The sequence below is a fragment of the Streptomyces sp. NBC_00016 genome, assembly GCF_045040885.1.
In the GTDB taxonomy this organism is placed as follows: Bacteria; Actinomycetota; Actinomycetes; order Streptomycetales; family Streptomycetaceae; genus Streptomyces; species Streptomyces coriariae.
The window spans coordinates 2,224,103-2,249,924 of the sequence record NZ_CP108304.1 but is presented as its reverse complement, the minus strand read 5'-3'; the positions used below and the strand labels follow the sequence as shown (position 1 = coordinate 2,249,924).

Genomic DNA, 25,822 nt, shown 5'->3' with positions numbered 1-25,822 from the left:
CATGTGCGCAGCTCGGTGCGCCTGTCCGGGGTTTCCCCCGCCCTCGGCGGGCGGGGGCCCGAGGGCGGGGTCGAGCAGCCCGCCCCAGTCCTCGTCCGTGCGGAGCCGGTCGCCGATACCGTCAGCGGCGGGCATATTCGCGGAAGCCGCGGCCGGTCTTGCGGCCGAGGCAGCCCGCGGCCACCAGGTGCTCCAGGAGCGGGGCCGGGGCCAGGCCCGGGTCCCGGAACTCGCGGTGCAGCACCTTCTCGATCGCCAGGGAGACGTCGAGTCCGACGACGTCCAGCAGCTCGAAGGGACCCATCGGGTAGCCGCCGCCCAGCTTCATCGCCGCGTCGATGTCGTCGAGGGACGCGTAGTGCTCCTGGACCATCTTGATCGCGTTGTTGAGGTACGGGAAGAGCAGCGCGTTCACGATGAAGCCCGCGCGGTCCCCGCAGTCCACCGCGTGCTTCTTGATCCGCCCGCACACCTCGCGGACCGTCGCGTGGACGTCGTCGGCCGTCAGCACCGTACGCACGACCTCGACCAGCTTCATCGCGGGCGCCGGGTTGAAGAAGTGCATCCCGATCACGTCCTGCGGGCGCGAGGTGGCGCGGGCGCAGGCGACGACCGGCAGCGAGGAGGTCGTCGTGGCGAGGACCGCGCCGGGCTTGCACACCTTGTCCAGCGTCGCGAACAGCTGCTGCTTGACCTCCAGGTCCTCGGCGACCGCCTCGAGCGCGAGGTCGACGTCGGCGAAGGCGTCGTAGGAGCCGGCCGGGGTGATCCGGTCCAGGATCTGGGCGGCGGTCTCCGCGGTCAGCCGGCCCTTGTCGACCGAGCGGGAGAGCGACTTGCCGATCCGGGCCTTGGCGGTCTGCGCCTTCTCCTCGCTGCGGGCGGCGAGGACGACGTCGTAACCGGCCTTGGCGAAGACCTCGGCGATACCGGAGGCCATGGTGCCGGAGCCGGCGACACCGACCGAACGGACCGGCCGGCCGGGGGCCCCGCCTTCGCCGGACAGGGGGGTCAGCGCGTCCGGGACGACCGTCGCGCTGTTGGGGGCGTCGTAGGTGTAGAAGCCGCGGCCCGACTTACGGCCGGTCAGGCCCGCCTCGCTGAGCTGCTTGAGGATCGGCGCGGGGGCGTGCAGCCGGTCGTGGGACTCGGCGTACATGGCCTCCAGGACCGTACGGGCGGTGTCCACGCCGATCAGGTCGAGCAGGGCGAGCGGGCCCATCGGCAGTCCGCAGCCCAGCCGCATCGCGGCGTCGATGTCCTCACGGGAGGCGTACCGGGCCTCGTACATCGCGGCGGCCTGGTTGAGGTAGCCGAACAGCAGGCCGTCGGCGACGAAGCCGGGGCGGTCGCCGACCGCGACCGGCTCCTTGCCGAGGTCGAGGGCGAGGTTGGTGACGGCGGTGACGGCGGTGGGCGCGGTCAGCACCGAGGAGACGACCTCGACCAGCTTCATGGCCGGCGCCGGGTTGAAGAAGTGCAGGCCCAACACCCGCTCCGGACGCGCCGAGTCGGCGGCGAGCCGGGTCACGGAGAGCGCGTTGGTTCCGGTGGCGAGGATGGTCTCGGGCCGCACCAGCCCGTCCAGCTCGCGGAAGATCTGCTGCTTGATCTCGTACGACTCCGGCGCCACCTCGATGACGAGGTCGGCGTCGGCCGCCGTGCGCAGGTCGGTGGAGACGCGGACCCGGGCCAGGGCCGCGGCGCGCTCCTGCTCGGTGAGCCGGCCGCGCTGCACGGCGCGGGCGGTGGAGGCCTCCACCGCGGCGAGGGACCGCGCGGCCTGGGCCTCGCTGATGTCGATGCCGATCACCTCGCGCCCGGCCTTCGCCAGGACCTCGGTGATGCCGGTGCCCATGGTGCCGAGGCCGATGACGGCGATCGTCCGGAGCGGGGACAGAGGGGTGTCGGACAGGGGAGCGACCATCGCGGGACTCCAGAAATGAGGTGACGACTGGGAACGCGCCCGGGTGCGCCGAGCGGCCTCTGCGAGGCCCGGGCGCACCGGGTGCGGTGAAGGATTTGCGGGTGTTTCCGGGCTGACGAGCGCACACGCCCGGTGCCGTCGCCGAGGGCGCGCACACGCCCGGAGCGAACGGGAGATCCGACCGGCCCTGTCCCGTGGCCGGGTCGTACAGCGGTACAGGTGGTACCGAACCGACTTCTCGCGGCGACTGCGTCACCAGGCCGCCACGAGGAGGTGAAGCGAGTGATTGACTCGCTCGTATGAGCTTAACCGGTGGGTAACGAGCGCGCCAGCCCCTGGGACTGTGACCTGTTTCGCTCGAACGTCCCCATCCGGCCGGACGGACCGGGTGCCCGGTTTGCGCCTCCGCGCACAGCGCAGCCCCTACGCTCGGCACATGGACGAAGAGTTGCGATCACTCACGGAGCGCTTACGGCGCGAGTCCGGCGCGACGGCGGCCTACGAGCGGCTGGAGCGTACCGCGGACCACGACGAACTGGCGGGCGTGCTCACCGAGTCGGGGCAGCCCCTCTGGGCCCGCGAGCTGGCCGCGTTCCGGCTGGGCCGCGCCGGGGACCGGCGCGCCTTCGAGGCGCTCGTCCTGCTGCTCAACCACCGTGATCCGCCGCGCTGCGCCTCCGCCGCCCACGCGCTGGCCCGGCTCGACGATCCCCGTACCGCCCGCGCCGCGGCCGCCCTGGCCACCAACGAACTGCGTGTCGCCTACGCCCTGCACCCCGTCCGGCTGCTGGTGGAGCTGCGCGCACCCGAGTCCGTACCCGCGCTGATCACGACCTTGCGGCGACGTCTGAGCCCGCACGACCCCCACCGCCGGGTGGCCCTCGCCTGCGTGGAAGGACTGGGCACCCTGGCCGACGACCGCGCCCGGCCGGTACTCAACGACGCCCTGGCCCACCCGGCACTGGCGGAGGCGGCCGTACACGCGCTGGCGCGGATCCCCGGCCAGCGCTGAGCCGCCCCCGGACCGCGGACGCCACGTCGGACCCCGTGTCGGCCCCCGCGTCAGCCCCCGCGTCAGTCGCCGCGTCCGGCACCCGACCCGGCGTCCGCGGTCCGCGCGCACGCGGCATCCGGGCGCGGCTCAGGCATGACGACCTTGTCGCCCATTAGTTCGAGATTCGAATATCTTCGCGATGGGAAGATCGCCTTCCGCCGGACTGCAGAGGGGCGGCGCGCCCGTCGGGCTGCTGCCGAAGTGACCGCGGACGAGCCGGATCAGTCCGGCTGTGGAGGGTATAGGCCGTGACCAGCACACAACTGCCCGATGAGATATCAGTCCTGAGATCGCCTCAAGATCCGACCAAGACATTCGGGCAGTTCCTGGAAGACAAGTGGTCGGCGGTCTGCGGGGGTTTGGGTACAGACCTGTGGGAGACGGAGAGTGTGCTCGAGGACCTGCGGGAGGCGCTCCACCCGTGGGGCGAGCGGCCCATGGGCACGCGATGCGATCCGCCCTCGTTCGTCTCGGCCGACGGTTTCCCCGCCGAACTCTCCATCAGTTGGAAGGCCGGCCGGCCCGAGGTCCGCATCCTGTTCGAGTCGCTCGGCTCCGACGGCACCCCGCTCGGCTGCCAGGAGGCCGGCCGCCGGCTGACGCGGAGACTCGCCGGGCGACCCGGGACGGACATCGCGCGATACCTGGATGTCGAGGACCTGTTCCTCACGTCCGCCCCCGATCGCTACCGGGCCACCATCTGGCACTCCATGGCCTGGCGGCCGGGGGAGCGGCCCCACTACAAGGTCTACCTCAACCCGCAGGTGCACGGCCTGGACCGCGCGTACGACGTCATGACGCAGGCCATGCACCGGCTGGGCCTGGCGGAAGCCTGGGAACCGGTGGCACAGCGCGGCGAGGAACTGGCCCGTCGGGGGCACGAGTTGGAGCTCATGGCCCTCGATCTGGACGGCGGGGGCGCCTCCCGGGTGAAGGTCTACTTCCGGCACCTCCCCATGCCGATGGACGAGCTGGACACCGTGGCGGCCCTGGCGCACCGCCACGACCCGGTCCGGGCGGCCCGGGCGCGCACCGTGATCTACGGCCCGGACGGCGGCGCCGTGAGCAACGAGCCGATGACCTGCCTGGCCTTCCGGGAGGGCGTGCCCGGCCCCGAGGAGGCCAACGTCTACCTGCGGCTGCCGAACAACACCCGCACCGACGCGGAGGCGGCCGTACGCATCGCCCGGCTCATGGAGCTGGAGGGGATCGACCCGCGTCCGCACGCCGAGGTTCTGCGGCGGTTGACGGCGGAGCTGCCGCAGGGCGCCGGGCAGCTGCAGGAGCTGTGCAGCTACCGGACGATCTCGCAGGACCTGCCCGCGGACATCGGTCTGTACCTGCGGTTCAACACGTACGCCGACCCCGCGATCTGAACCAGAACCACGGATGACGGCCCCTCCACAGCCGCTCCGGCACCCGCGTGCGGGCTCCGCCGGCGGGGCCGGTCGGCGGGGTCAGTCGCCCACCACCGCGAACGCCTCGATCTCCATCAGGAAGTCCGGGTGGACCAGGGCGGCGACCTGTACGGCCGAGGCGGCGGGGAGGCGGTCGTCGGGTATGTGGGCGGCGCGGGCCGCGCGGATCGCGGGCATGTGGGCCATGTCCGTGACGAAATAGGTGAGTTTGACGACGTGGTCGAAGCTCGCGCCGGCCGCGGCGAGACAACGGCGCAGGTTCTCGAAGACCTGGCGGGCCTGGGCCTGCGGGTCGCCCTCGCCGACCAGTCTGCGGTGTTCGTCGAGCGGGAGCTGACCGGCGACGGCCACGAAACGGCCGGTCCCCATGACGACATGCGAGTACTGGGCCGCGGCGGCGACTCCGTCGGGGGCGGGAATCCTGGTCGGTTCGCTCATGCGTCCATGGTGGACCACGGGTCCGACAACGCCCCCGACGGGTCGGTGATCACCGCTCAGTCACGGAATCCCAGCAGCCCGTGCAGCGTCGAGCCGTGGGCCTTGGGTGAGGGGGCCTTCGAGGCCGACGGCTTCGGGTCGGGCTGCGCCTTGCACACCGCGTCGACCCCGCCGGTCCCGCGCGGCACCGTGCCGTCGGCCAGGTATGCCGCCAGGTGCTTGTCCAGGCAGGTGTTCCCGCTCAGCGTGATGCCGTGGTTCTGGCCGCCCTCCTCGACGACGAGGCTCGAACCGCGCAGCAGCGCGTGGACCGTCGCGCCGCCCTCGTACGGGGTGGCCGCGTCGTTCGTCGCCTGGAACAGCAGGGCCGGCGGCAGCTCGCCGTTGGTGAGGTTCACCGGCCCCACGGACCCGGTCGGCCAGAACGCGCACGGCGCGTTGTACCAGGCGTTGTTCCAGGTCATGAAGGGTGCCTTCGCGTACACCGACCAGTTGTCCGTGCGCCACTCGTCCCAGTCGCGCGGCCAGAAGGCGTCACGGCACTGCACCGAGGTGTAGATGCTGTAGCCGTTGTCCCCGGCGGCGTCGACGGCGGCGAAGTTCTCGTACGCCTCGACCAGCGGGGCGGCGTCCTTGCGGTTCACGTACGCCGCGAACGCCTCGGCGAGATGGGGCCAGTAGCCGTTGTAGTAGCCGCCGGGCAGGAAGGTGTCCTCCAGCTCCGAGGCGCCCACCCTGCCGTCGGCCGGCTTGGCCGCGAGGGCCGCCCGCATCCCGTACCACTTGGTCTCGACCTGCTCCGGGTCGGTGCCGAGTTTGTACGCCTTGTCGTTTCTGGCGATCCAGGCCATCAGGGCGCGGTGCCGGTCGTTGAAGGCCAGATCCTGGGTGAGGTTGTCCTCGTACCAGACGCCCGTGGGGTCGACGATCGAGTCCAGGACCAGGCGCCGTACCCGCTGCGGATAGAGCTTGGCGTACACCGCGCCGAGGTAGGTGCCGTACGAGTAGCCGAAGTAGTTCAGCCGCCGCGCACCGACCGCGGCACGGATCGCGTCCATGTCCCGCACGGCACTGACCGTGTCGATGTACGGCAGCACGCGCGCGTACTTCTTCGCGCAGGCCGTCGCGAAGGACCGCGCGCGGGCGACGTTGGCCTTCTCGATCGCCTCGGTGCTCGGCACGGAGTCCGGGCGCACGGTCGCGAAGTGGCCGGGCGCGCAGTCCAGCGCGGGGGTGCTCTTGCCCACCCCGCGCGGGTCGAAGCCGATGACGTCGTACTGGGCCGCGACCGCCTTCGGCAGCGCCGAGGCGACGAATCCGGCGAGGCTCAGCCCCCGGCCGCCGGGGCCACCGGGGTTGACCAGGAGCGGGCCCTGGTACGTCTTCGCGGTGTGCGGGACGCGGGAGAGCGCCAGCGTGATCTGCTCACCGCTCGGCTGCGCGTGGTCGAGCGGCACCTTCAGGGACGCGCACTGGAGCTTCGGCTGCCCGGTGGTGCCGCAGTTCTTCCAGGAGAGCGCCGCCGCGCGGGCGGGCTCCGCGGAGGGTGAAGGGGTCGCGGCGGCGGGCACGGCGGTGACCGTCCCGGCCACGACGACGGCGGCAGCGCACAGCACGGCTGCGCGTTGGTTCATGGAGTGCTCCAGAGGCGACGAAGGGGCCGGAGGTGGTCGGACCGCAGGTCACGGCCCTTGCCGCATCGTCCCGAAAAGAGCGTCCGTCAGAACCTGTTCCGCCGTTGATTGACCCGATCGGGTCGCCGGATGCGCTCGAACGCGCACAGATCAACGCGCCGGCGCGCTCGGATCAGTGCGCCGGGATCAAGTGCGCTCGGATCAGCGTGCTCGGATCAAGTGCGCTCAGATCAGCGAGAGCTGGGTCGGCCCGGAGCCGGTCGGCTCCTCCTCCGGCTCGGGCCGCTGGATCCGGCGGGGCATCCCCGCACGCGTGGGGCCGATCCCGTACTCCTCGGCCAGCTCGTGGACCTGACGGGTGATCCGCCGCTGGTACCACTTCGGGGCGTAGGCGCCGTCCGCGTACAGCCGCTCGTACCGGCGCACCAGGTACGGGTGGTGCTGCCCGAGCCAGGCCATGAACCACTCGCGGGCGCCGGGGCGCAGATGCAGCGCGAGCGGGGTGACCGAGGTGGCCCCGGCGGCCGCGATCGCCCGCACGGTGGCGCGCAGCTGGGCCGGCTCGTCACCGAGGAACGGGATCACCGGCGCCATCAGCACCCCGCAGCCGATCCCGTGGTCGGTGAGGGTCCTGACGACGTCCAGGCGCCGCTGGGGAGCGGGCGTGCCCGGTTCCACGGTGCGCCACAGTTCGGTGTCGGTGAAGCCGACGGAGACCGAGACGCCGACGTCGGTCACCTCGGCGGACTGCCGCAGCAGGTCGAGGTCGCGCAGGATCAGGGTTCCCTTGGTCAGGATCGAGAAGGGGTTCGCCCGGTCGCGCAGGGCGGACAGGATGCCCGGCATCAGCCGGTAGCGGCCCTCCGCGCGCTGGTAGCAGTCGACGTTCGTGCCCATCGCGACGTGCTCCCCGTGCCAGCGGGGCGAGGCCAGCTGGCGCCGCAGCAGCTCCGGCGCGTTCACCTTGACGACGATCTGGGTGTCGAAGCCGGTCCCGGTGTCGAGGTCGAGATAGCTGTGCGTCTTGCGGGCGAAGCAGTACACGCACGCGTGCGTGCAGCCCCGGTAGGGGTTCACCGTCCACTCGAACGGCATCCGGGAGGCCCCCGGCACCCGGTTGAGGATCGAGCGGGCCCGGATCTCGTGGAACGTGATGCCGGCGAACTCGGGCGTGTCGAACGTCCTGGTCGTGACCGCGTCCGCACCGAACAGCGCGGCATCGGCCGGCCGGTCGTGGCGGGTCTCCACGGTGAGGTTGTCCCAGCGCATGACGCCTCCTCGGTAGCACTGACCCCACAATAGAACATGTGTTCCCATGATCGTGCGAGGAACCTTTCGGGAACCGATTTCGATCGCCCCGCGATCGCTTCCGGGACCCCGATTTGGGCGGCCGTGGACCGGGGTGGTTGGCTTGCCCCGAACCTGAGGAACCCCGAACAACCCTGAGCAACACAGACGTGGAGGAACCCCATGGCGCAGGTCGAGGCCACCACCGAGCGGGTCGTCGCCGCGGATCCGGAGAAGGTGTTCGACACCATCGCCGACTACAGCGGCGCGCGCGGGAAGCTGCTGCCCGAGCACTTCAGCGAGTACGAGGTGCGCGAGGGCGGCGACGGCGAGGGCACCCTCGTCCACTGGAAGCTCCAGGCCACCAGCAAGCGCGTCCGTGACTGCCTCCTGGAGGTCGCCGAGCCGACCGACGGCGAGCTCGTCGAGAAGGACCGCAACTCCTCGATGGTCACCGTCTGGCGCGTCACCCCGGCGGGCGAGGGCAAGTCCCGCGTCGTCGTGACCAGCACCTGGAACGGCGCCGGCGGCGTCGGCGGCTTCTTCGAGAGGACGTTCGCGCCCAAGGGGCTCAACCGGATCTACGACCTGATTCTGGCCAACCTCGCCACCGAGGTCGAGAAGTAGATCAACACCCGTGCGCTCCGCGCGCGTTGCCTCCCTTCACCGGTTCGAGTGGATCTCTCTTGTGACCGGGATGGCGCCGTAACTCGTCGCGCTTGCTCGTAGTTGTCGCTTTACGCGGGAATTGCGTGGCAGGCGCGACGAGGGGAGCGGCACATGGGCGGGACCACGCTGGCACAGGACGAGCCGGTCACGGCACCTGCCGCGAAGGACCGGCCACCGGTGCCGGCCGGCCCGCCGGAACCCGGCCGGCGCCGGGTGCGGCTGATCTTCTTCTCCCTGATGCTCGCCCTGCTCCTCGCGGCCCTGGAGCAGATGATCGTCGCCACGGCCCTGCCGAAGATCGTCGGCGAACTGCACGGCCTGGACCGGATGTCCTGGGCGATCACCGCCTACCTGCTCACCGCCACCGTCGGACTGCCGGTCTACGGCAAGCTCGGCGACCTCCTCGGCCGCAAGGGCGTCTTCCAGTTCGCGATCGTGGTCTTCGTCATCGGCTCCGCGCTCGCCGGGCGGGCGGGGACCATGGACCAGCTGATCGCCTTCCGCGCGGTCCAGGGCGTCGGCGCCGGCGGTCTCATGATCGGCGTGCAGGCGATCATCGCGGACATCGTGCCGCCCCGGCAGCGCGGCCGGTTCATGGGCCTCATCGGCGCCGCCTTCGGCCTCGCCTCGGTCGCCGGACCGCTGCTCGGCGGCTACTTCACGGACCACCTCTCCTGGCGCTGGTGCTTCTACTTCAACGTCCCCTTCGGCCTTCTCACCCTCGCCGTCGTCACCGTCGTGCTGAAGCTGCCGAAGCCGACGGCGAAGCCCCGATTCGACGTCCTCGGCGCCCTGTTGCTCGCCGCCGCCTCCACCTTCCTGGTCCTGCTCACCAGTTGGGGCGGCACCCGGCACGCCTGGGACTCGGGCGTCATCCTCGGCCTCGGCGCGGGAGCGGCCGCCGCGGCCGTCCTGTTCCTCGCCGTGGAGCGCGCCGCCGCCGAACCCCTCATCCCGCTGCGGCTGTTCCGGGACGCCGTCTTCAACGTCACCGCGCTGGTCGGCCTGGTGATCGGCGTCGCACTGTTCGGCGCCGCGAGCTATCTGCCGACCTTCCTGCAGATGGTCGACGGGGCCACCGCCACCGAGTCGGGGCTGCTGATGCTGCCCATGATGGGCGGCATCGTGGGCGCGTCGGTCCTCTCCGGACAGCTCATCACGCACACCGGCCGCTACAAGATCTATCCCGTCCTCGGCAGCGCCCTCGCCGCCCTCGGCATGTGGCTGCTGTCCCGGCTGGAGGTCGACACACCCCGGCTCCAGTACAGCCTCTGGATGGCCGTCCTCGGCGCCGGCATCGGGCTGGTGATGCCCGTGCTCGTCCTCGCCGTGCAGAACTCCGTGCGCCCCGCCGACCTCGGCACCGCCACCAGCGCCAACACCTACTTCCGGCAGATCGGCGGCAGTGTCGGCGCGGCGATCTTCGGCACGCTCTTCGCCGGCCGGCTCACCGACGCCCTGCGCGCCCGCCTGCCCGTCCGCACCGGCGGCGGCCTCCCCGACCCCGAGTCCCTCACCCCGCAGCTCGTCCACGCCCTGCCCCCGGAGCTGCGCGACGCCTACATCCGCGCCTACGCCGACGCCATGCCGAGGATCTTCCTCTACCTCGTGCCGGTGCTGCTCCTCGGCCTGCTCGTCGCCTTCTTCCTCGAGGAGAAACCGCTGGTGTCCCACCACGCCGCCGCGACGGAACCCGCGCCCGGGATCACGGCGGTCCCGCAGGCCCTCGCACTCGACGCGCCGCACACCGCCGGCGTCCCCGTCCGCGGCGCGGTGCGGCATCCCGACGGGACCGTGGTGCCCCGCGCGGCGCTCACGCTCATCGACGTGACCGGGCTGCAGATCGGCCGGGACGCCAGCGGCGAGGACGGCCGGTTCGCGCTGGCCGCGCCCGGCTCCGGGCCGTACGTCCTGATCGCGGCCGCCGGCGGCCACCAGCCGCGGGCCGTCTCCGTCACCGTCGGCGAGCGCCCCGTCGAACTGGACGTCGTCCTCGGCGGCGCCGGACGCCTCGCCGGGAGCGTGGTCACCGCCGACGGCTCCCCGGTGCGGGAGGCCACCGTCACCCTCACCGACGTGCACGGTGAGGTCGTCGCGAGCACCCGCAGCGGCTTCGAGGGCGGCTATGTCCTCACCGAACTCGTCGCCGGGGAGTACACCCTCGCCGCCGGCGCGCCCGCCTTCCGTCCGGCCGCCGTTCCGGTCAGCGTCCAGGCCGCCAGGGAGACCCGCCAGGACATCGAACTCGCCGGCGGCGCCCTGCTGCGCGGCACCGTCCGGGCCACCGGCGGGCGGCCCGTCGAGGACGCGCGCGTGACCCTCCTGGACGCGGCGGGCAACGTCGTGGACACCCTCACCACGGGGCCCGACGGCGCCTTCCGCTTCGTCGACCGGTCCTGCGGCGAGTACACCGTCATCGCCGCCGGTTACCCGCCGGTCGCCACCGTCCTCCAAGTCGCGGGCGGCGGACGCACGGAACGCGACCTCCAGCTCGGCCACGAGGACTGAACCCGTCGCGAGCGGACGCCGGGACGGGCGGCGTACCCCGGCGCGCCCGGCTGAAACCAATTCCAGGATTGCCGCACATGCCGACGGACGTGCGCCGTACGGTGGTGACGGCGGGACAGATCTTGCACAGCTCTGGGGAGAGAGGGCCTGGGCCATGGACCGTGGCACCGAGAGGGACGTACCTCCCAGCCGCGGAGCCGGGAGCGACGCGGCCGACACGGCGGGCGAAGCGAGCTGGGGGTCCCCCCGCCCGGAGGGTGGGGGAGAGTCGGTCGACGCCGGGCGCGTCCCCCTGGCCGTGGTCGTGGTGGACCGCGAGGGACTCGTCTCCCACTGGAGCACCGGCGCACGCCGGCTCTTCGGCGTCGTCAAGGAGGAGGCGATCGGCCGGCCCGCGATCGACCTGCTCCCCGTCTCCGGGGCGCTCCCCGAGCCGGACGACGATCTTCCGGGCGGCGGGTACGACGGCTACGGGGACTACGCCGCCTACGACGGACTCGGGCCCGGCCTCGACTCCTCCCTCGACCGGGGCCTCGGCTACCCGGCCGCCGGACGGGCCCGGCTGACCGTGCCCGGGCAGGACCGCGACGGTGGTCGGACCGATGTGCTGTGGTGGGCGTACCCCCTGGTCGGACCGGGCACGGAACGGCTGCTGGTACTGGCCGCGGACGCGGCCGCACTGCACCAGGACGACCCGGCGGACCCTCTGGCCGTCGAACGCATCGCGCCCGCCTTCGCCCTGCACACCGACTTCCCCGGCGCCGCGGAACTGGCCCGGCGGCTGCCCGAGATCCTGCCCAGCATGAGTGTCGGCGAAGGCGCCCGCATCGTCGCGCAGATCCTCGAACTCGGCTATCCGGTCCTGGAGTTCAGTCAGAACGACCGGGTGCCCGTGACCCCCGACTGGGGCGTGGCCCGGCGCGTCGAGCGCAGAGCGCGCCGCGAGCGGGCCGCCCGCGTCGCCGCCGAAGGGATGCCCGTACCGCAGGAGCTCGTCGACGAGGGCGAGGACCTCGAATACGTCGCCGTCCGTGAGCGGCTGGAGTTCCTCAACGAGGTCAGCGGGAAGATCGGCACCTCCCTCGACCTCTCCCGCACCATCCTCGAGGTCAGCAGAGCCGTCGTCCCGCGCTTCACCGACGTCGCCGGCACCTATCTGCGCGAACAGGTCGTCGCCGGGGAGGGGTTCCCCGACGGCGTGCCGGACACGACCACCATGTGGCACCGGGTCGCCGTCGAGCACACCGACGAACCCGGCCGCTGGGACGACGTCGTACCCGTCGGCGAGGCCATGCCGTTCCCCGCGCACACCCCGTTCTTCCAGTGCATGACGACCGGACAGCCCGTCCTGGTGCCGCGCATCAGCGAGCAGATGGGCCACGCCATCGCCTCGCAGTTCGAGAAGCGCGACATCCGGCCCCTGATCACCGGCCGTTCCATGCTGGTCGTCCCGCTCAAGGCACGGAACGTCGTCCTCGGCTTCATGATCCTCCTGCGCCACCCCGAGCGTGCCCTCTTCAACGACATGGACCGGGTCACCGGCGCCGAACTCGCCGCCCGTGCGGGCCTCGTGCTCGACAACGCGCGCATGTACACCTACCAGGAGAGCGTCGCCGAGACCCTCCAGGACAGCATGCTGCCGCACATCCCGCCGCGGATGGCGGGCTGCGACATCGCCACCCGCTATCTGCCGGGTACGCTGCTCGGCCGGGTCGGCGGCGACTGGTTCGACTCGGTGAAGCTGCCCGGCGCGCGCACCGCCCTCGTCGTCGGCGACGTCATGGGGCACGGGCTCAACTCGGCCGCGATGATGGGGCAGTTGCGGACGGCCGTGCAGACCATGGCCGCCCTGGACCTGCCGCCCGCCCAACTCCTGCGCAATCTCGACGACTTGGCGCAACGGCTCGGCGACACCTACCTCGCGACCTGTCTGTACGCCGTCTACGACCCGATCGAGGGCGAGCTGCACCTCGCCAACGCGGGCCACATCCCACCCGTGCTGGTGCGTGCCGCCGACGGCCGCAGCGAACTCCTCGACCTGCCCACCGGCGCGCCCATCGGGGTCGGCGGGGTGCCCTTCGAGTCGGTACACGTGCGCGTGGAGCCGGGTGACCGGCTGGTGATGTGCACCGACGGGCTGGTCGAGGTGCGCGGCGAGGACATCGGCGTGGGGCTCGCGACCCTCTGCGAGTCCGCCGCCCACCCGGCCGCCTCGATGGACGACGCCTGCGACACCATCATCCGCGCCCTCAACACCCGCGGCGGCCGCAAGGACGACGTGGCCCTGCTCCTGGCCCGCCTCAACGGCATCGGGCCGGACGACGTCGCCGAGTGGCGGTTCCCCCTCGACCCGGCGCAGGTCGGCCGGGCCCGCGCGGTGGTCCGCGAACAGCTGCACGACTGGGGTCTGGCGAAGTCGGCCGACGCCGCCGCGCTCATGGTGAGCGAACTGGTCACCAACGCCGTACGGCACGCCCGCCGGAGCCCCGTGGCGCTGCGCCTCGTCCGCGGCGACACACTGCTGTGCGAGGTCGAGGACGACGACCACGAACTGCCGACCCTGCTGAGCGCCGGGCCCGGCGACGAGGCCGGGCGGGGCCTGCGCGTGGTCAGCGTGCTGGCCCGCGAGTGGGGCACCAGCCGTACGGGAGCGGGGAAGTCCGTGTGGTTCGAGCTGACGCTGCCGCGCCGTCCCGCGGGGCGCTGAGCACGACCGGCCGGGATGCGTCGGACGGCGGACGGATCTCGAACGCGGCGTGAAGGAATGCGCACCACGCTTGTCGCGCCGACCGGGGAGCGATAGACCGTACTCGCCCGTCACTTGCGGCGGATCGGCCTTGCATTCTGGGGAGTTGTGCATGAGCGTGACGAGTCGTTACCGGGAGGCATGGGAGGGCTTCTGGCGCGAGGCCCCGGAGGAACCGGGCAGTGTCTTCTGGGATGCCGACCCGAAGGTGACCGCCGCCCTCCACCTGGCCCTCTTCGAGCCCCATCTCGCCGACCCCGGACTGGCGTTGGTGGACCTCGGCTGCGGCAACGGCACCCAGACCCGGTACTTCGCCGACCGCTTTCCGCACGTCGTCGGCGCCGACCTGTCCGCCGCGGCCCTCGACCACGCCCGCCGCGCCGACCCCGCCGGACAGGCCACGTACCGGCTGCTGGACGCGGCCGAGAAGGGCGCGGCCGAGGCACTGCACGCCGAACTCGGGGACACCAACGTCTATATGAGGGGCGTCCTGCACCAATGCGAGCCCGACGACCGGCAGCCGCTGGTGGACGGGATCGCCGCGCTGCTGGGGGAGCGCGGGCGGGTCTTCCTCGTCGAACTGTCGGAGGCCGCCCGCCCCGTCCTCGGCGGACTGGCACAGAGCCCGGACGGCCCGCCGCCGAAGCTCGCGCCGATCTTCCGGCACGGCATCGCCCCCGGCGAAGTGGCCGACGACGCGGTGCCCAGGTATCTGCGCACCGCCGGCCTCACGGTTCTGGCCTCCGGTGAACTGCCCCTCGTGACCACCGAGTTCGCGCCCGACGGCACCCGGATCGAGCTGCCGTCGAAGTGGCAGGTGGCCGCCCGCATCGAGTGATGGCCGTCACATCGAAAGTGGCCCTCGTGGCTGTCACACTCGCCCGGCGCACCGTGTCAGGGGTCCAGGAACGCACGGAAACCCCCTGAGGAGCTGCTGAGATGTTCACTGACCACTCCACCGCCTACGTCGTCGTCACCGTTGTCGGAGCCGTCATGGCGGGCTTCTCGGCCGCCTCGATCTTCCTCGGCGCCGAGTGGACGGTGAAGCCGCTGGCCGACTACGGAGTGCCGCGCTCGTGGTGGCCGTGGCTCGGCGCGGCCAAGGCCGCGGGCGCGGCCGGTCTGCTGGCCGGGCTGTTCGTGCCCGTGGTCGGCGTGCTCGCCGCGATCGGTCTGATCCTGTACTTCCTCGGCGCCGCCGGCACCGTGCTGCGAGCCCGCTGGTTCGCGCACCTGCCGTTCCCGCTGGTCTACGCGGCACCGGCGGTGGCCTCGCTGGTGCTGGCGTTCTGAGCGTTCTGAGAAAGGGCGAGGGACAGGTGAGGGGCCGACCGGGAACTCCGGTCGGCCCCCCACCCGTTCGTCAGTCCTCGGCGCTCACGGCCGCTGTGTCGGCGGGTCCGGCGCCGACGGCTTCGGCGCCGACGGTGTCGAGGACCGCCACCTCGATGCCGTCCAGCCGCTCCCGATCCGCCACCACGTCGATCCTGGTGACGGCGCCCTCCGCGAGCGTGAACAGCAGGACCAGCCGCAGCCTGCCGTGCGGCGCCATCGCGAGGCCGACCCGGCCGTCGAGCAGGGCGAGGCCGGTGAACCGGGCCCGGCCGGTCGCCGCCATCGCGCCCTCGGCCACGGCGCGGGCGCCGCCGACGGTGACGGGCTCCGGTGTCGGGACGACGAAGCGGTCGGCGGTGAGGACCACGTCCGGGTGCAGCAGGGCGAGCAGCGCCTCGAAGTCGCCGCCCCTCGTCGCGGCCAGGAACGCGTCGGCGACCCGGCGTTGCCGGGCCCGGTCGGCGACGGCCGCGGGGGCGCCGCCCCTGACGCGGCGGCGGGCCCGGCTGGCCAGTTGCCGTGTCGTGGCCGGAGTCCGCTCGATCATCGGGGCGATGGTGTCGAACGGCACGGCGAACAGGTCGTGCAGCACGAACGCCAGCCGCTCGGCCGGGGCGAGCCTGTCCAGCACGACCAGCAGCGCCACCCCGACCGAGTCGGCGAGCAGCGCCTCCTCCTCGGGGTCGCCGCCCTCCGCCGTCCCGGCGGCGGGCTCACTCACCCGGGCGTCCAACGGCACCTCGGGGCGTGTCCTTCGGGAGCGGAGCATGTTCAGGCACACCCGGCCCACGACCGTGGTGAGCCACCCGCTGAGGTTGTCCACATCGCCGACGTCCGCCCGGGCCGCCCTGAGCCAGGTCTCCTGAACGGCGTCCTCCGCCTCGCCGAGCGAGCCGAGCATGCGGTAGGCGACGGCACGCAGATGAGGCCGGTCGGCCTCGAAGCGCTCCGGTGGCAGGGCGGTGTACGTGGTCATGGCAGGGTCCCCGTTCGTGTCACTGCGGTGCGCATGTGCGTGCCCAGATCACCACACGCGCGGGGTCAGCCGCATCAGGGGATTTTCGAGTACGGGGCCAGCGCGGGCCGAGGGCGGGGAGGGCGGCGGCCGGAGGCGGTGGTCGCCGTGGGGAAGCTCCCGTGCGAGGGGAGTCGCTGCCCGGCAATCCGAGGGGCGGCCCGATAGGCTCGGGATTCCTTGAGAGGACGGGGGCCGGACATGAAGATCCTCATCAGCGCCGACATGGAGGGCGCCACGGGCGTCACCTGGCCGGCCGACGTACTGCCCGGGGCACCGGAGTGGGAGCGGTGCCGGTCGATGTTCACCTCGGACGTCAACGCCGCCGTGCTCGGCTTCTTCGACGGCGGAGCGGACGAGGTCCTGATCAACGAGGCCCACTCGACCATGCGCAACCTGCTCCTCGAGCAGCTCGACGACCGCGCGGAGATGCTCACCGGCCGGCACAAGTCCCTCTCCATGGTGGAGGGCGTCCAGCACGGGGACGTCGACGGCATCGCCTTCGTCGGCTACCACGCGGGCGCCGGCATGGAGGGCGTCCTGGCCCACACCTACCTGGCCAACTCCCTCACCGGCGTCTGGCTGAACGACGTACGGGCCAGCGAGGGGCTGCTCAACGCGCACGTGGTCGCCGAGTACGGGGTGCCGGTCGTCCTCGTCACCGGTGACGACGTGGCCTGCGAGGACGCCCTCGGGTACGCGCCCGAGGCGTTGAAGGTCGCGGTCAAGGACCACGTCTCCCGGTACGCGGCCGTGTGCCGTACCCCGGCCCGCACGGCCGCCGACATCCGGGCAGCGGCGAAGGAGGCGACCCGGCTGGCCATCCGTCAGGAACCGATGAGCGCTGGGCCGTTCACGGTCGCCGTGGAGTTCGACGCCGAGCATCTCGCGATGGCGGCCACCGTCGTGCCCGGCGTCGCCCGCGCCGGCGAGCGGAAGATCGCGTACACCAGCGGCACCATGTACGAGGGCATCCGTACCTTCAAGGCGGTCACCACGATCGTCTCGGCCGCGATCGAGGAGCAGTATGGCTGAGGAGCGACGCCCGGGGCACGGGCGGGAGCGGCGGCAGGGGCCGGGGCGAAGGCGAAGGCTGAGGCAGGAGCGGCATGGCTGACGCGCAGGCACGGGAGGAGGTCGTCCGGTTCACCTCCGATCTCATCCGCATCGACACCACCAATCGCGGCGGCGGCGACTGCCGGGAACGGCCCGCCGCCGAGTACGCCGCCGCACTGCTCGCCGAGGCGGGCATCGAGCCGGTACTCCTCGAACGCACCCCGGGGCGGACCAACGTCGTGGGGCGGATCGAGGGCACCGACCCGGCCGCGGACGCGCTGCTCGTCCACGGTCACCTGGACGTGGTGCCCGCGGAGGCCGCCGACTGGAGCGTCCACCCCTTCTCCGGGGAGGTGCGCGACGGGGTCGTGTGGGGGCGCGGCGCCGTCGACATGAAGAACATGGACGCGATGATCCTGGCCGTGCTGCGGTCCTGGGCCCGGCAGGGCGTCCGGCCCCGGCGCGACCTCGTCGTCGCCTTCACCGCCGACGAGGAGGCCAGCGCCGAGGACGGCTCCGGGTTCCTCGCCGACCGGCATCCGGGACTCTTCGAGGGCTGCACCGAGGCCATCGGTGAATCCGGGGCGTTCACCTTCCATGACGGCGCCGGGCGTGAGATCTACCCCATCGCGGCGGGTGAGCGCGGGACCGGCTGGGTGAAGCTCACCGCCCGCGGGCGCGCCGGACACGGCTCCAAGGTCAACCGGGAGAACGCGGTGACCCGACTGGCCGCCGCCGTGACCCGCATCGGCGAGCACGAATGGCCCCCGCGGCTCACCCCGACCGTCCGTGCCGCCCTCACCGAACTCGCCGCGCTGTACGGCGTCGACGCCGACCTGCATGACGTGGACGGTCTGCTGGCGAAGCTCGGACCGGCGGCCGCCCTGGTGGAGGCGACCGTCCGCAACAGCGCCAACCCGACCATGCTGGGCGCAGGTTACAAGGTCAACGTGATCCCCGGGGAGGCCGTCGCCTACGTCGACGGCCGCTATCTCCCGGGCGGCGAGGACGAGTTCCGCGCGACGCTCGACCGACTCACCGGGCCCGACGTCGACTGGGAGTTCCACCACCGTGAAGTCGCCCTCCAGGCACCTGTGGACGCCCCCCTCTACGCCCGTATGCGGGCCGCCGTCGAGGAGTTCGCGCCCGAGGGGCACGTGGTGCCGTACTGCATGTCCGGGGGGACGGACGCCAAGCAGTTCTCGCGGCTCGGCATCACCGGCTACGGCTTCGCACCGCTGAAGCTCCCGGAAGGCTTCGACTATCAGGCCCTCTTCCACGGTGTCGACGAACGGGTCCCGGTGGAGGCGCTGCACTTCGGCGTCCGGGTACTCGACCGGTTCCTGCGAACGGCCTAGGCGAACGGGGAGAATGTGCAGGTCCTGCCGTACGGTTCCTGGCCCTCGCCCATCGACGCGACCCTCGCGGCCACGCACGACGGGCGCCCCGAGTACGTCGGCTTCGTCGGCGACGAGGTGTGGTGGACCGCGCCCCGGCCGGCCGAGCACGGACGCCGCACCCTCGTCCGGCGTCGGCCCGACGGCACGGAGGAGTCCCTCCTGCCCGCCCCCTGGAACGTCCGCAGCCGGGTCGTCGAGTACGGGGGACAGCCGTGGGCCGGTGCCGAGCACGACGGGCGGCTCCTCGTGGTGTTCGTGCACTTCGCCGACCAGCGGCTGTACGTGTACGAGCCCCGGTCCGGGGCCGGGTCCGGGTCCGGGCCCGCGTCGGGTGATGGGCCACGCCCGCTCACTCCCGTCTCGTCCGTAGGGGGCGGACTGCGCTGGGTGGAGCCGCAGTTGCTGCCGGCGCGGGGCGAAGTGTGGTGCGTGCTGGAGGAGTTCACGGGTGAGGGGCCGACCGACGTGCGCCGGCTGCTGGCCGCGGTGCCGCTGGACGGGTCGGCCGCCGAGGATCGCGCCGCCGTGCGCGAACTCACCGACGATCGGCGCCGGTTCGTCACCGGGGCCCGTCTGTCGTCCGACGGCCGCCGGGCTGCCTGGCTGGCCTGGGACCACCCCTTGATGCCGTGGGAGGGCACGGAGGTGGTCGTCGCCGACGTCACGGGTGACGGCACCCTGAGCGGCGCCCGGGTGGTGGCCGGCGGACCGGGGGAGTCGATCGCCCAGGTCGACTGGATGCCGTCGACGGGATACGGGCGACAGCTGGTTGCGGACGGTCGACCGTCCGCGGCTGACGGGCAACCGTCCACAGGAGACTGTCTACTGTATACAAGCGACCGTAGCGGCTGGTGGAACCTGTACCGCGACCACCAGCCCGTCTGCCCCCGCGAGGAGGAGTTCGGCGGAGCCCTGTGGAAGCTCGGGCAGCGCTGGTTCGCGCCGTTGGAGAGCGGGCTCGTCGCGGTCGTGCACGGCCGCGGGTCCACCGTGCTCGGGATCCTCGACCCGGAGACCGAGGAGCTCGTCGACGCGGCCGGACCGTGGACGGAGTTCGCGCCCACCCTCGCGGTGCAGGGGGAACGCGTCGTCGGCGTCGCGGCCAGCCCGCGCAGCGCGTACGAGGTGGTGGAGCTGGACGCCAGGACCGGCCGGGCCCGGGTGGTCGGAGCCGCGCACGACGACGCGGTGGACCCGGCCTACTACCCCGAGCCCCGGATCCGTACGTTCACCGGCCCCGACGGTCGTGACATCCACGCGCACGTCTACCCGCCCCACCACCCCGGACAGGTCGCGCCCGGCCACGAACTGCCGCCCTACGTCGTGTGGGCGCACGGCGGGCCCACCGATCGCGCCCCGCTCGTACTGGATCTGGAGATCGCCTACTTCACCTCCCGGGGCATCGGGGTCGCCGAGGTCGACTACGGCGGCTCCACCGGGTACGGGCGGGAGTACCGGGAGCGGCTGCGCGAGCAGTGGGGCGTGGTCGACGTGGAGGACTGCGCGGCCGTCGCCCTGGCGCTCGCCGACGAGGGCACCGCCGACCGCCGGCGGCTGGCCGTCCGGGGCGGCAGCGCGGGCGGCTGGACCGCCGCCGTCTCGCTGGCCGGCACCGACGTCTACGCCTGCGGCACGATCCGCTACCCCGTGCTGGACCTGGTGGGCTGGGCGACGGGCGGGACCCACGACTTCGAGTCGCGCTACCCGGACAGTCTCGTCGGGCCCCTCGCGCAGGTGCCCGCCCGGTACGCGCAACGGTCGCCGATCGAGCACGCCGACCGGATCACCGTGCCGTTCCTGCTCCTCCAGGGGCTGGACGACGTGATCTGCCCGCCCGCCCAGTGCGAGCGGTTCCTGGCCCGGCTGGCCGGGCGGCCGGTGCCGCACGCGTACCTGGCGTTCGAGGGGGAGGGGCACGGCTTCCGCCGGGCGGCCACGATGGTGCGCGCCCTGGAGGCCGAGCTGTCGTTGTACGCTCAGGCGTTCGGGCTGTGCCCGCCCGGAATCCCCAGGTTGGAGCTTGTGCGGTGAAGGAACTCGTGCGGCCGACGCGGCTCGCCCCCGGCGCCCGGGTCGCGGTCGTCGCGCCCAGCGGGCCGGTGGCGGAGGAGCGGCTGGAGGCCGGCCTCGACCTGTTGCGCGGCTGGGACCTCGACCCGGTGGTCGCCCCCCATGTGCTGGACCGGCACGACCGGCTGCCGCATCTCGCGGGCACCGACGCCGACCGGGCGGCCGACCTCCAGCGGGTCTGGTGCGATCCGGGCGTCGACGCCGTGCTGTGCGCACGCGGCGGCTACGGTGCCCAGCGGCTCGTCGACCTGCTCGACTGGGACGCGATGCGGGCGGCCGGACCGAAGGTGTTCGTCGGCTTCAGCGACAGCACCACCCTGCACGAGGCGTTCGCCCTCCGCCTGGGCCTGGTCACGCTGTACGGGCCCGCGGCCGCGGGCATCGACTTCATCAAGAGCGCCCGGGGTCAGGAGCACCTCAGGGCCACCCTGTTCGCGCCGGAGACCGTCCGCACGCTCGCCTCCACCGGTACGGCGATCGCTCCGGGCCGGGCGCGGGGCGTCACCCTGGGCGGCTGCCTGGCGCTGCTGGCCACCGGCTACGGCACCCCGCACACCCGGGCCGGTGCCCGCGGCGGTCTGCTGCTGATCGAGGACGTCGGGGAGCGGCCGTACAGCGTCGACCGGGCCCTCACCCAACTCCTGCGCACCGGCTGGCTCGACGGCGTCGCGGGTGTCGCGCTCGGCTCCTGGGACAGGTGCGGCCCCTACGAGGAGCTGCGCCCGGTCCTCGTGGACCGGCTCGGCGGCCTCGGCGTCCCCGTCGTCGAGGAGCTCGGGTTCGGTCACTGCGAGGGGGCGCTCACCGTGCCCTTCGGCGTGCCCGCCGTGCTCGACGCCGACGAGGGCACGCTGACCCTCGACACCCCCGCCCTGCGCTGATCCCCCGGCCCGCCTCACCCGGCGGCGCGCCTCACCGTGCGTGAGCGTGGCGCAGGGCTCAGGCTGGTCGTATGAGCACGAAGACCACGAAGGCGTCCCGCAGCGGCGGCAGGAACGAAGCGCTGACGCCGGGCCGGATCGTCGTCCTGGCGCTCGCCGTCCTCACCCTGGTCTTCATCTTCCAGAACACCAGCACCGTGAAGATCCGGCTGCTGGTCCCCGAGGTGACGGTGCCGCTGTGGACGGCGCTTCTGGCGATGGCGGTCATCGGCGTCCTGTGCGGCGCCTCCTTGGCGTATTTCAGGAAACGGCGCAGGTGACCTCGTCGTAGGCTGTCCCGATGCCGCACACCGCATCCCGATACCTCGCCGAGGGCCCCCGCGTGGGCATACGCCACTTCACCTACGAGGACGGGCCGGAGTTCACCGCCCGCGCGCGGGAGAGCAAGGATCTGCACCACCCGTGGCTGTTCCCGCCGGCCACGGCCGCCGCGTACACGGCCTACGCGGGCCGGCTGATCGAGGACCCGTCGAAGGCCGGTTTCCTCGTGTGCACCCTGGAGGACGGGGCGGTCGCCGGGTTCGTCAACATCAACAACATCGTCGAGGGCGGCTTCCAGTGCGGCGCGCTGGGCTACGGCGCCTTCGCGCACGCGGCCGGGCGCGGGCTGATGCGCGAGGCGCTCGACCTGGTGGTGGGCCACGCGTTCGGACCGATGCGGCTGCACCGGCTGGAGATCAACGCGCAGCCCGGCAATGTCGCCTCGATCGCCCTGGCCCGCGGCTGCGGCTTCCGCCGGGAGGGCTTCTCCCCGAAGATGATCTACATCGACGGGGAGTGGCGGGACCACGAGCGGTGGGCGATCACCGCCGAGATGCGGACTTGTAGTTGATCTTCATCGTGTCGAGGTCGGTGACCGTCGACCGCAGCCCGGTGAAGCCGTGGCCGAGCTCCCGCAGCGTCGCCTCGGCGCGCTCCTCGGCGAGCGCGCCCGCCATCTCCTCGCCGTCCGCCGCGTCCGACACCACCACGTAGCGCATCGAGAAGTGCTTCAGCGGCGACGGCTCGTACGACAGCGTGCCCTGCTCGGTGAACCGCATGCTCGTCAGGCCGTGGTCGGCGGCCTCGGCGAGGAGACGGGTCCGGGCCTCGTCGGTGAGGCCGTCCCAGGTGCCCCGGACGATCACCCGGTAGGTGTGCTGCTCGCTCACTGCCGCTCCTTCGTGCCTGTCGTCGAACGCCCGACTTTACGTCCGCGACGACCCACCGCCCACGGAATTTCGTCGGGCCCGGCGCCTCACGACCCGCGCCGGTCGACGTACTCGTACACCGCTCCGTCCGGGTGCCGGGCGATCAGGTTGCGGCCCACCGGGGTCGGCACCGGGCCGGCGATGACGTCCGCGCCCAGTTCGGTGAGGGTCCGGTGGGCCTCCTCCACGTCCGCGACGGCGATCGTCGCGGCCACCTTGCGCAGCAGCTCCAGCTCGGCCGGAGGCCCGCTCATCAGCAGGAAGCAGCCGACCGCGGCCACTTGTACACCGCCCCGCTCGAAGCGGAGCGCGCCGGTGCCCGCCAGCCGCTCGTAGAAGGAGACCGAGGTCTCCAGATCGTCGACACAGACACGCAGTGTGGCTCCCAGAATGTCCATGCGGACGAGCCTAGTTGGGGCGGCCGCGGTGAGGTGATCCCTTCACCCGATCCCCGCCCGGCCCCTCCCCGGCGCCCTCCCCGGCCCCTTCCCGGTTCGCTCCCCGCCGTTGCAGCAGGCCGGTCCGCGGAGTTAAGCGTCCATGACAGCGGGTACCCGAGGCCCATGGAGCGCATGGATCACCTGGAGCATCTGGACAAGCATCTGGTCGACGAGCTGGCGCAGGTGGCGCGCGAGACGATCCGCGAGGAGCTGCGCGAGCAGACCCGCAAGCAGCGCCGTACGGCCATGCTCTACGCGGCGTCCGGCGCCGTCGCCCTCTACGCGGGCGCGGCCGTCGCACTCGCGGTGGGGCTCGCCCTCGGCATCGGTCTGCCGGACTGGGCCGCGGCGCTGATCACCGCCGCGATCCTCGCAGTGGTGGCCTACCTGCTGCGCGGCGCCGCCAAGCCGCACGCGTCGTCGCCGCCCACGGCCGGGCTCGAGGCCGCACCGGACAAGGGTTCCGGCCGGGTCATCGGCGGTACGCCGCCGGCCGGACCGCCCGGTGGTACCGGGCTGCCGTACCCGCCGATGCCGCCGACCGCGCCCGGCGCCCAGGTGCCGGAACCGGGCGGGGCGCCGCGCGCCGACGACATCGACCCCGAGAGCCCGCACCGGGTCTGACGGGCGGTACACGTCCGCCGAAGTGACGTATCCGCGTCACGTGTTCGGCATCCGGGCGGCCCCGCGGCACACGCTGCCGCGGGGCCGCCCGGCGCGTGTGGGCGTTCCCGGTTCCTTCGGGGCCGTCGCGCCGCGGACGCCGGGCGCCCGGAGGGGACACCGGCGCACGTTTGGCGGCTCCTGCCGGGGGGACGCGGAAACCTTCGTACGACAACCGTCCGAACCCCTTCGGAGGCCCACCGTGAGGCGTCCCCGCATCGTGATCGTCGGAGCCGGCTTCGCCGGGTACCGGACGGCCCGGACCCTGGCGCGGGCGGCCAGGGGACGGGCCGACATCACTCTGCTCAACCCGACCGACTACTTCCTGTACCTGCCCCTGCTGCCCCAGGTGGCGGCGGGCATCCTCGAGCCGCGCCGGGTCACCGTCTCCCTGTCGGGGACCCTGCGCGAGGTGCGGCCGGTGCTGGGCGAGGCCGAGCACGTGGACCTCGACGCGCGCACCGTCCACTACACGAACCCCGAAGGGGACAAGGGCACGCTCGGCTACGACCGGCTCGTGCTGGCCGCCGGCAGCGTCAACAAGCTGTTGCCCATCCCCGGGGTCGCCGAGCACGCGCACGGGTTCCGCGGCCTGCCCGAGGCTCTCTACCTGCGCGATCACCTCACCCGGCAGGTGGAGTTGGCGGCTTCCGGCATGAACGCCGACGAGTGCACGGCGCGTTGTACGTTCGTCGTGGTCGGCGCGGGCTACACCGGTACCGAAGTCGCCGCGCAGGGACAGCTGTTCACCGATGCCCTGGTCCGCGCCCACCCCCTGCGGCGGGGCATACGGCCGCGCTGGCTGCTGCTCGATCTCGCGTCGCGCGTCCTGCCCGAGCTGGACGAACGGCTCTCCCGCACCGCCGACCGGGTGCTGCGCGAGCGGGGCGTCGAGGTGCGCATGGGGACCTCCGTCAAGGAGGCCACCCGCGACGGAGTCCTGCTGACCGACGGCGAGTTCGTCGACACCCGCACCCTGGCGTGGTGCGTGGGCGTACGGCCCGATCCTCTCGCGGAGTCGCTCGGGCTGCCCATGGAACGCGGGCGGTTGCTCGTCGAGCCGACGCTCCAGGTGCCGGGCAGGCCCGAGGTGTTCGCGTGCGGTGACGCCGCCGCGGTACCGGATCTGGAGAGGCCCGGGGAGTACACGCCGATGACCGCGCAGCACGCCTGGCGGCAGGGCAGGGTGGCCGGGCAGAACGTCGCCGCCTCGCTCGTCGAGGGCGGCGGTGCGGCCGGTCTGCGGCCGTACCGGCACAAGGACCTGGGATTCGTGGTGGACCTGGGCGGGGTGCAGGCCGCCGCCAATCCGCTCGGCGTCCACCTGTCCGGCCCCGTGGCCGGAGCCGTCGCCCGTGGCTACCATCTCGCCGCCATGCCCGGCAACCGGGTGCGCGTCGCCGCCGACTGGCTGCTGGACGCCGTGCTCCCGCGGCAGGACGTCCAGTTGGGTCTGGTCCGGTCCTGGTCGGTACCGCTGGACACCGCGTCGCCGGAACTGGCGCGGGTACCCGGGGACCACCGGCACGAGCCCGCGGCCTCCGGCCCCGGCGCGGCCACCGAGGAGGACGTGAACGCCGGGAACGACGCGGACGGCGCGGACTACGCGGACGGCACGGACGGCGAGAACCCGTACGACAAGAACGTGGACGACCGGATTGAGGGGAACGACGTGAAGGACGTGAAGGACATGAAGGACATGAAGGACGTGAACGACGTGAACGACGTGAACGACACGGACAAGGCGACCGACGGGTCCGGCGAGCATCACCCCTCCCCGGAGGACGGCTCCCAGTCGATCACCTCGCCGACACCCGAGGTGGGACGGCATTCGGGCGGTGGGAGCGGGTCCCGTGCGGGGCAGTCGTCGCCGGAGGAGGGCTCCCAGTCGATCGACTCGCCGACGCCCGAGGTGGGGCGGCACAGTTCCGGACCGGCGGCCGCGCGGAACGACGAGAGCGCCGGGAGCGAGCCCGGCCCCGGCCCCGCCGAGCGCGGCGACGCCCGCGACGCGAAAGGAGACCGGTAGCC

At 72.7% G+C, this 25,822-nt stretch carries 22 protein-coding genes; 15 read left to right on the top strand and 7 right to left on the bottom strand.

All coding sequences use genetic code 11. The features are described from left to right. Positions 1-121 precede the first annotated feature (121 nt). The gene (locus tag OG933_RS10055) at positions 122-1,927 is read right to left on the bottom strand and encodes a 3-hydroxyacyl-CoA dehydrogenase family protein (protein WP_405626588.1); all 1,806 of its coding nucleotides are present in this window, start codon (positions 1,925-1,927) and stop codon (positions 122-124) included. A 436-nt stretch (positions 1,928-2,363) separates the two neighbouring features. Here OG933_RS10055 and OG933_RS10050 point away from each other — a divergent pair, with 436 nt between their 5' ends. Both OG933_RS10050 and OG933_RS10045 read left to right on the top strand, forming a co-directional pair. After that, positions 2,364-2,939: an adenylosuccinate lyase gene (locus OG933_RS10050; protein WP_362523043.1), complete on the top strand. Its 576-nt coding sequence runs from the start codon at positions 2,364-2,366 to the stop codon at positions 2,937-2,939. Between the two features lie 431 nt (positions 2,940-3,370). Continuing rightward, on the top strand, positions 3,371-4,357 hold the full coding sequence (locus OG933_RS10045; protein ID WP_405626586.1) for a tryptophan dimethylallyltransferase family protein: 987 nt from the start codon (positions 3,371-3,373) through the stop codon (positions 4,355-4,357). A gap of 81 nt (positions 4,358-4,438) precedes the next feature. On the opposite strand, the gene OG933_RS10040 is transcribed toward OG933_RS10045, so the two are convergent. The 3 genes from OG933_RS10040 to OG933_RS10030 all read right to left on the bottom strand — a co-directional run bounded on the left by OG933_RS10040 (position 4,439) and on the right by OG933_RS10030 (position 7,740). Continuing rightward, complete coding sequence (locus OG933_RS10040; RefSeq protein WP_362523039.1) at positions 4,439-4,837, bottom strand: RidA family protein; 399 nt, start codon at positions 4,835-4,837, stop codon at positions 4,439-4,441. Between the two features lie 56 nt (positions 4,838-4,893). Next, complete coding sequence (locus OG933_RS10035; RefSeq protein WP_405626584.1) at positions 4,894-6,471, bottom strand: alpha/beta hydrolase; 1,578 nt, start codon at positions 6,469-6,471, stop codon at positions 4,894-4,896. 225 nt (positions 6,472-6,696) lie between these two features. Then, on the bottom strand, positions 6,697-7,740 hold the full coding sequence (locus OG933_RS10030; protein ID WP_362523035.1) for an Rv2578c family radical SAM protein: 1,044 nt from the start codon (positions 7,738-7,740) through the stop codon (positions 6,697-6,699). Between the two features lie 201 nt (positions 7,741-7,941). Here OG933_RS10030 and OG933_RS10025 point away from each other — a divergent pair, with 201 nt between their 5' ends. From OG933_RS10025 to OG933_RS10005, 5 genes are all read left to right on the top strand, one after another. Next, on the top strand, positions 7,942-8,385 hold the full coding sequence (locus OG933_RS10025) for an SRPBCC family protein (protein ID WP_054241614.1): 444 nt from the start codon (positions 7,942-7,944) through the stop codon (positions 8,383-8,385). A 153-nt stretch (positions 8,386-8,538) separates the two neighbouring features. Continuing rightward, positions 8,539-10,935, top strand: coding sequence for an MFS transporter (locus OG933_RS10020; RefSeq protein WP_405626582.1), 2,397 nt, complete (start codon positions 8,539-8,541; stop codon positions 10,933-10,935). 154 nt (positions 10,936-11,089) lie between these two features. Then, entirely contained in the window at positions 11,090-13,642 is a 2,553-nt protein-coding gene (locus tag OG933_RS10015) for a SpoIIE family protein phosphatase (protein WP_362523031.1), read from the top strand. 151 nt (positions 13,643-13,793) lie between these two features. After that, entirely contained in the window at positions 13,794-14,519 is a 726-nt protein-coding gene (locus OG933_RS10010; RefSeq protein WP_405626580.1) for a class I SAM-dependent methyltransferase, read from the top strand. Positions 14,520-14,620: 101 nt separating this feature from the next. Beyond that, the gene (locus OG933_RS10005; protein ID WP_020125564.1) at positions 14,621-14,974 is read left to right on the top strand and encodes a DoxX family protein; all 354 of its coding nucleotides are present in this window, start codon (positions 14,621-14,623) and stop codon (positions 14,972-14,974) included. A 70-nt stretch (positions 14,975-15,044) separates the two neighbouring features. Here the strand turns inward: OG933_RS10005 and OG933_RS10000 are convergent, their stop codons facing one another. After that, a complete protein-coding gene (locus OG933_RS10000) occupies positions 15,045-15,992 on the bottom strand; it encodes a sigma-70 family RNA polymerase sigma factor (RefSeq protein WP_405626578.1) in 948 nt (315 codons plus the stop codon). 240 nt (positions 15,993-16,232) lie between these two features. Here OG933_RS10000 and OG933_RS09995 point away from each other — a divergent pair, with 240 nt between their 5' ends. The 6 genes from OG933_RS09995 (at position 16,233) to OG933_RS09970 (ending at position 22,330) form a co-directional block, all read left to right on the top strand. Then, complete coding sequence (locus OG933_RS09995; protein WP_405626577.1) at positions 16,233-17,066, top strand: M55 family metallopeptidase; 834 nt, start codon at positions 16,233-16,235, stop codon at positions 17,064-17,066. 74 nt (positions 17,067-17,140) lie between these two features. Then, a complete protein-coding gene (locus tag OG933_RS09990; protein ID WP_362523022.1) occupies positions 17,141-18,445 on the top strand; it encodes a M20/M25/M40 family metallo-hydrolase in 1,305 nt (434 codons plus the stop codon). Positions 18,446-18,460: 15 nt separating this feature from the next. Continuing rightward, on the top strand, positions 18,461-20,518 hold the full coding sequence (locus tag OG933_RS09985) for a S9 family peptidase (protein ID WP_405626575.1): 2,058 nt from the start codon (positions 18,461-18,463) through the stop codon (positions 20,516-20,518). Continuing rightward, positions 20,515-21,438: an LD-carboxypeptidase gene (locus OG933_RS09980; protein WP_362523018.1), complete on the top strand. Its 924-nt coding sequence runs from the start codon at positions 20,515-20,517 to the stop codon at positions 21,436-21,438. Before OG933_RS09985 ends, OG933_RS09980 begins: the two co-directional genes overlap by 4 nt. Before the next feature lie 71 nt (positions 21,439-21,509). Further along, a complete protein-coding gene (locus OG933_RS09975; protein WP_362523016.1) occupies positions 21,510-21,758 on the top strand; it encodes a LapA family protein in 249 nt (82 codons plus the stop codon). A 20-nt stretch (positions 21,759-21,778) separates the two neighbouring features. Next, on the top strand, positions 21,779-22,330 hold the full coding sequence (locus OG933_RS09970) for a GNAT family N-acetyltransferase (RefSeq protein ID WP_267021502.1): 552 nt from the start codon (positions 21,779-21,781) through the stop codon (positions 22,328-22,330). Here OG933_RS09970 and OG933_RS09965 read toward each other — a convergent pair. Both OG933_RS09965 and OG933_RS09960 read right to left on the bottom strand, forming a co-directional pair. Further along, positions 22,302-22,649 carry a DUF6204 family protein gene (locus tag OG933_RS09965; RefSeq protein WP_405626572.1) on the bottom strand — a complete coding sequence of 116 codons (348 nt, stop codon included), beginning with the start codon at positions 22,647-22,649 and terminating at the stop codon, positions 22,302-22,304. The two genes, OG933_RS09970 and OG933_RS09965, sit on opposite strands and share 29 nt — an antisense overlap. 86 nt (positions 22,650-22,735) lie before the next feature. After that, complete coding sequence (locus tag OG933_RS09960; protein WP_020125573.1) at positions 22,736-23,086, bottom strand: VOC family protein; 351 nt, start codon at positions 23,084-23,086, stop codon at positions 22,736-22,738. 165 nt (positions 23,087-23,251) lie between these two features. Here OG933_RS09960 and OG933_RS09955 point away from each other — a divergent pair, with 165 nt between their 5' ends. Together OG933_RS09955 and OG933_RS09950 are read left to right on the top strand one after the other, a co-directional pair. After that, on the top strand, positions 23,252-23,752 hold the full coding sequence (locus OG933_RS09955; protein ID WP_405626570.1) for a phage holin family protein: 501 nt from the start codon (positions 23,252-23,254) through the stop codon (positions 23,750-23,752). Between the two features lie 259 nt (positions 23,753-24,011). After that, positions 24,012-25,820 (top strand): NAD(P)/FAD-dependent oxidoreductase, encoded by a 1,809-nt coding sequence (locus OG933_RS09950; protein ID WP_405633319.1) that lies wholly within the window; start codon positions 24,012-24,014, stop codon positions 25,818-25,820. Positions 25,821-25,822 lie beyond the last annotated feature (2 nt).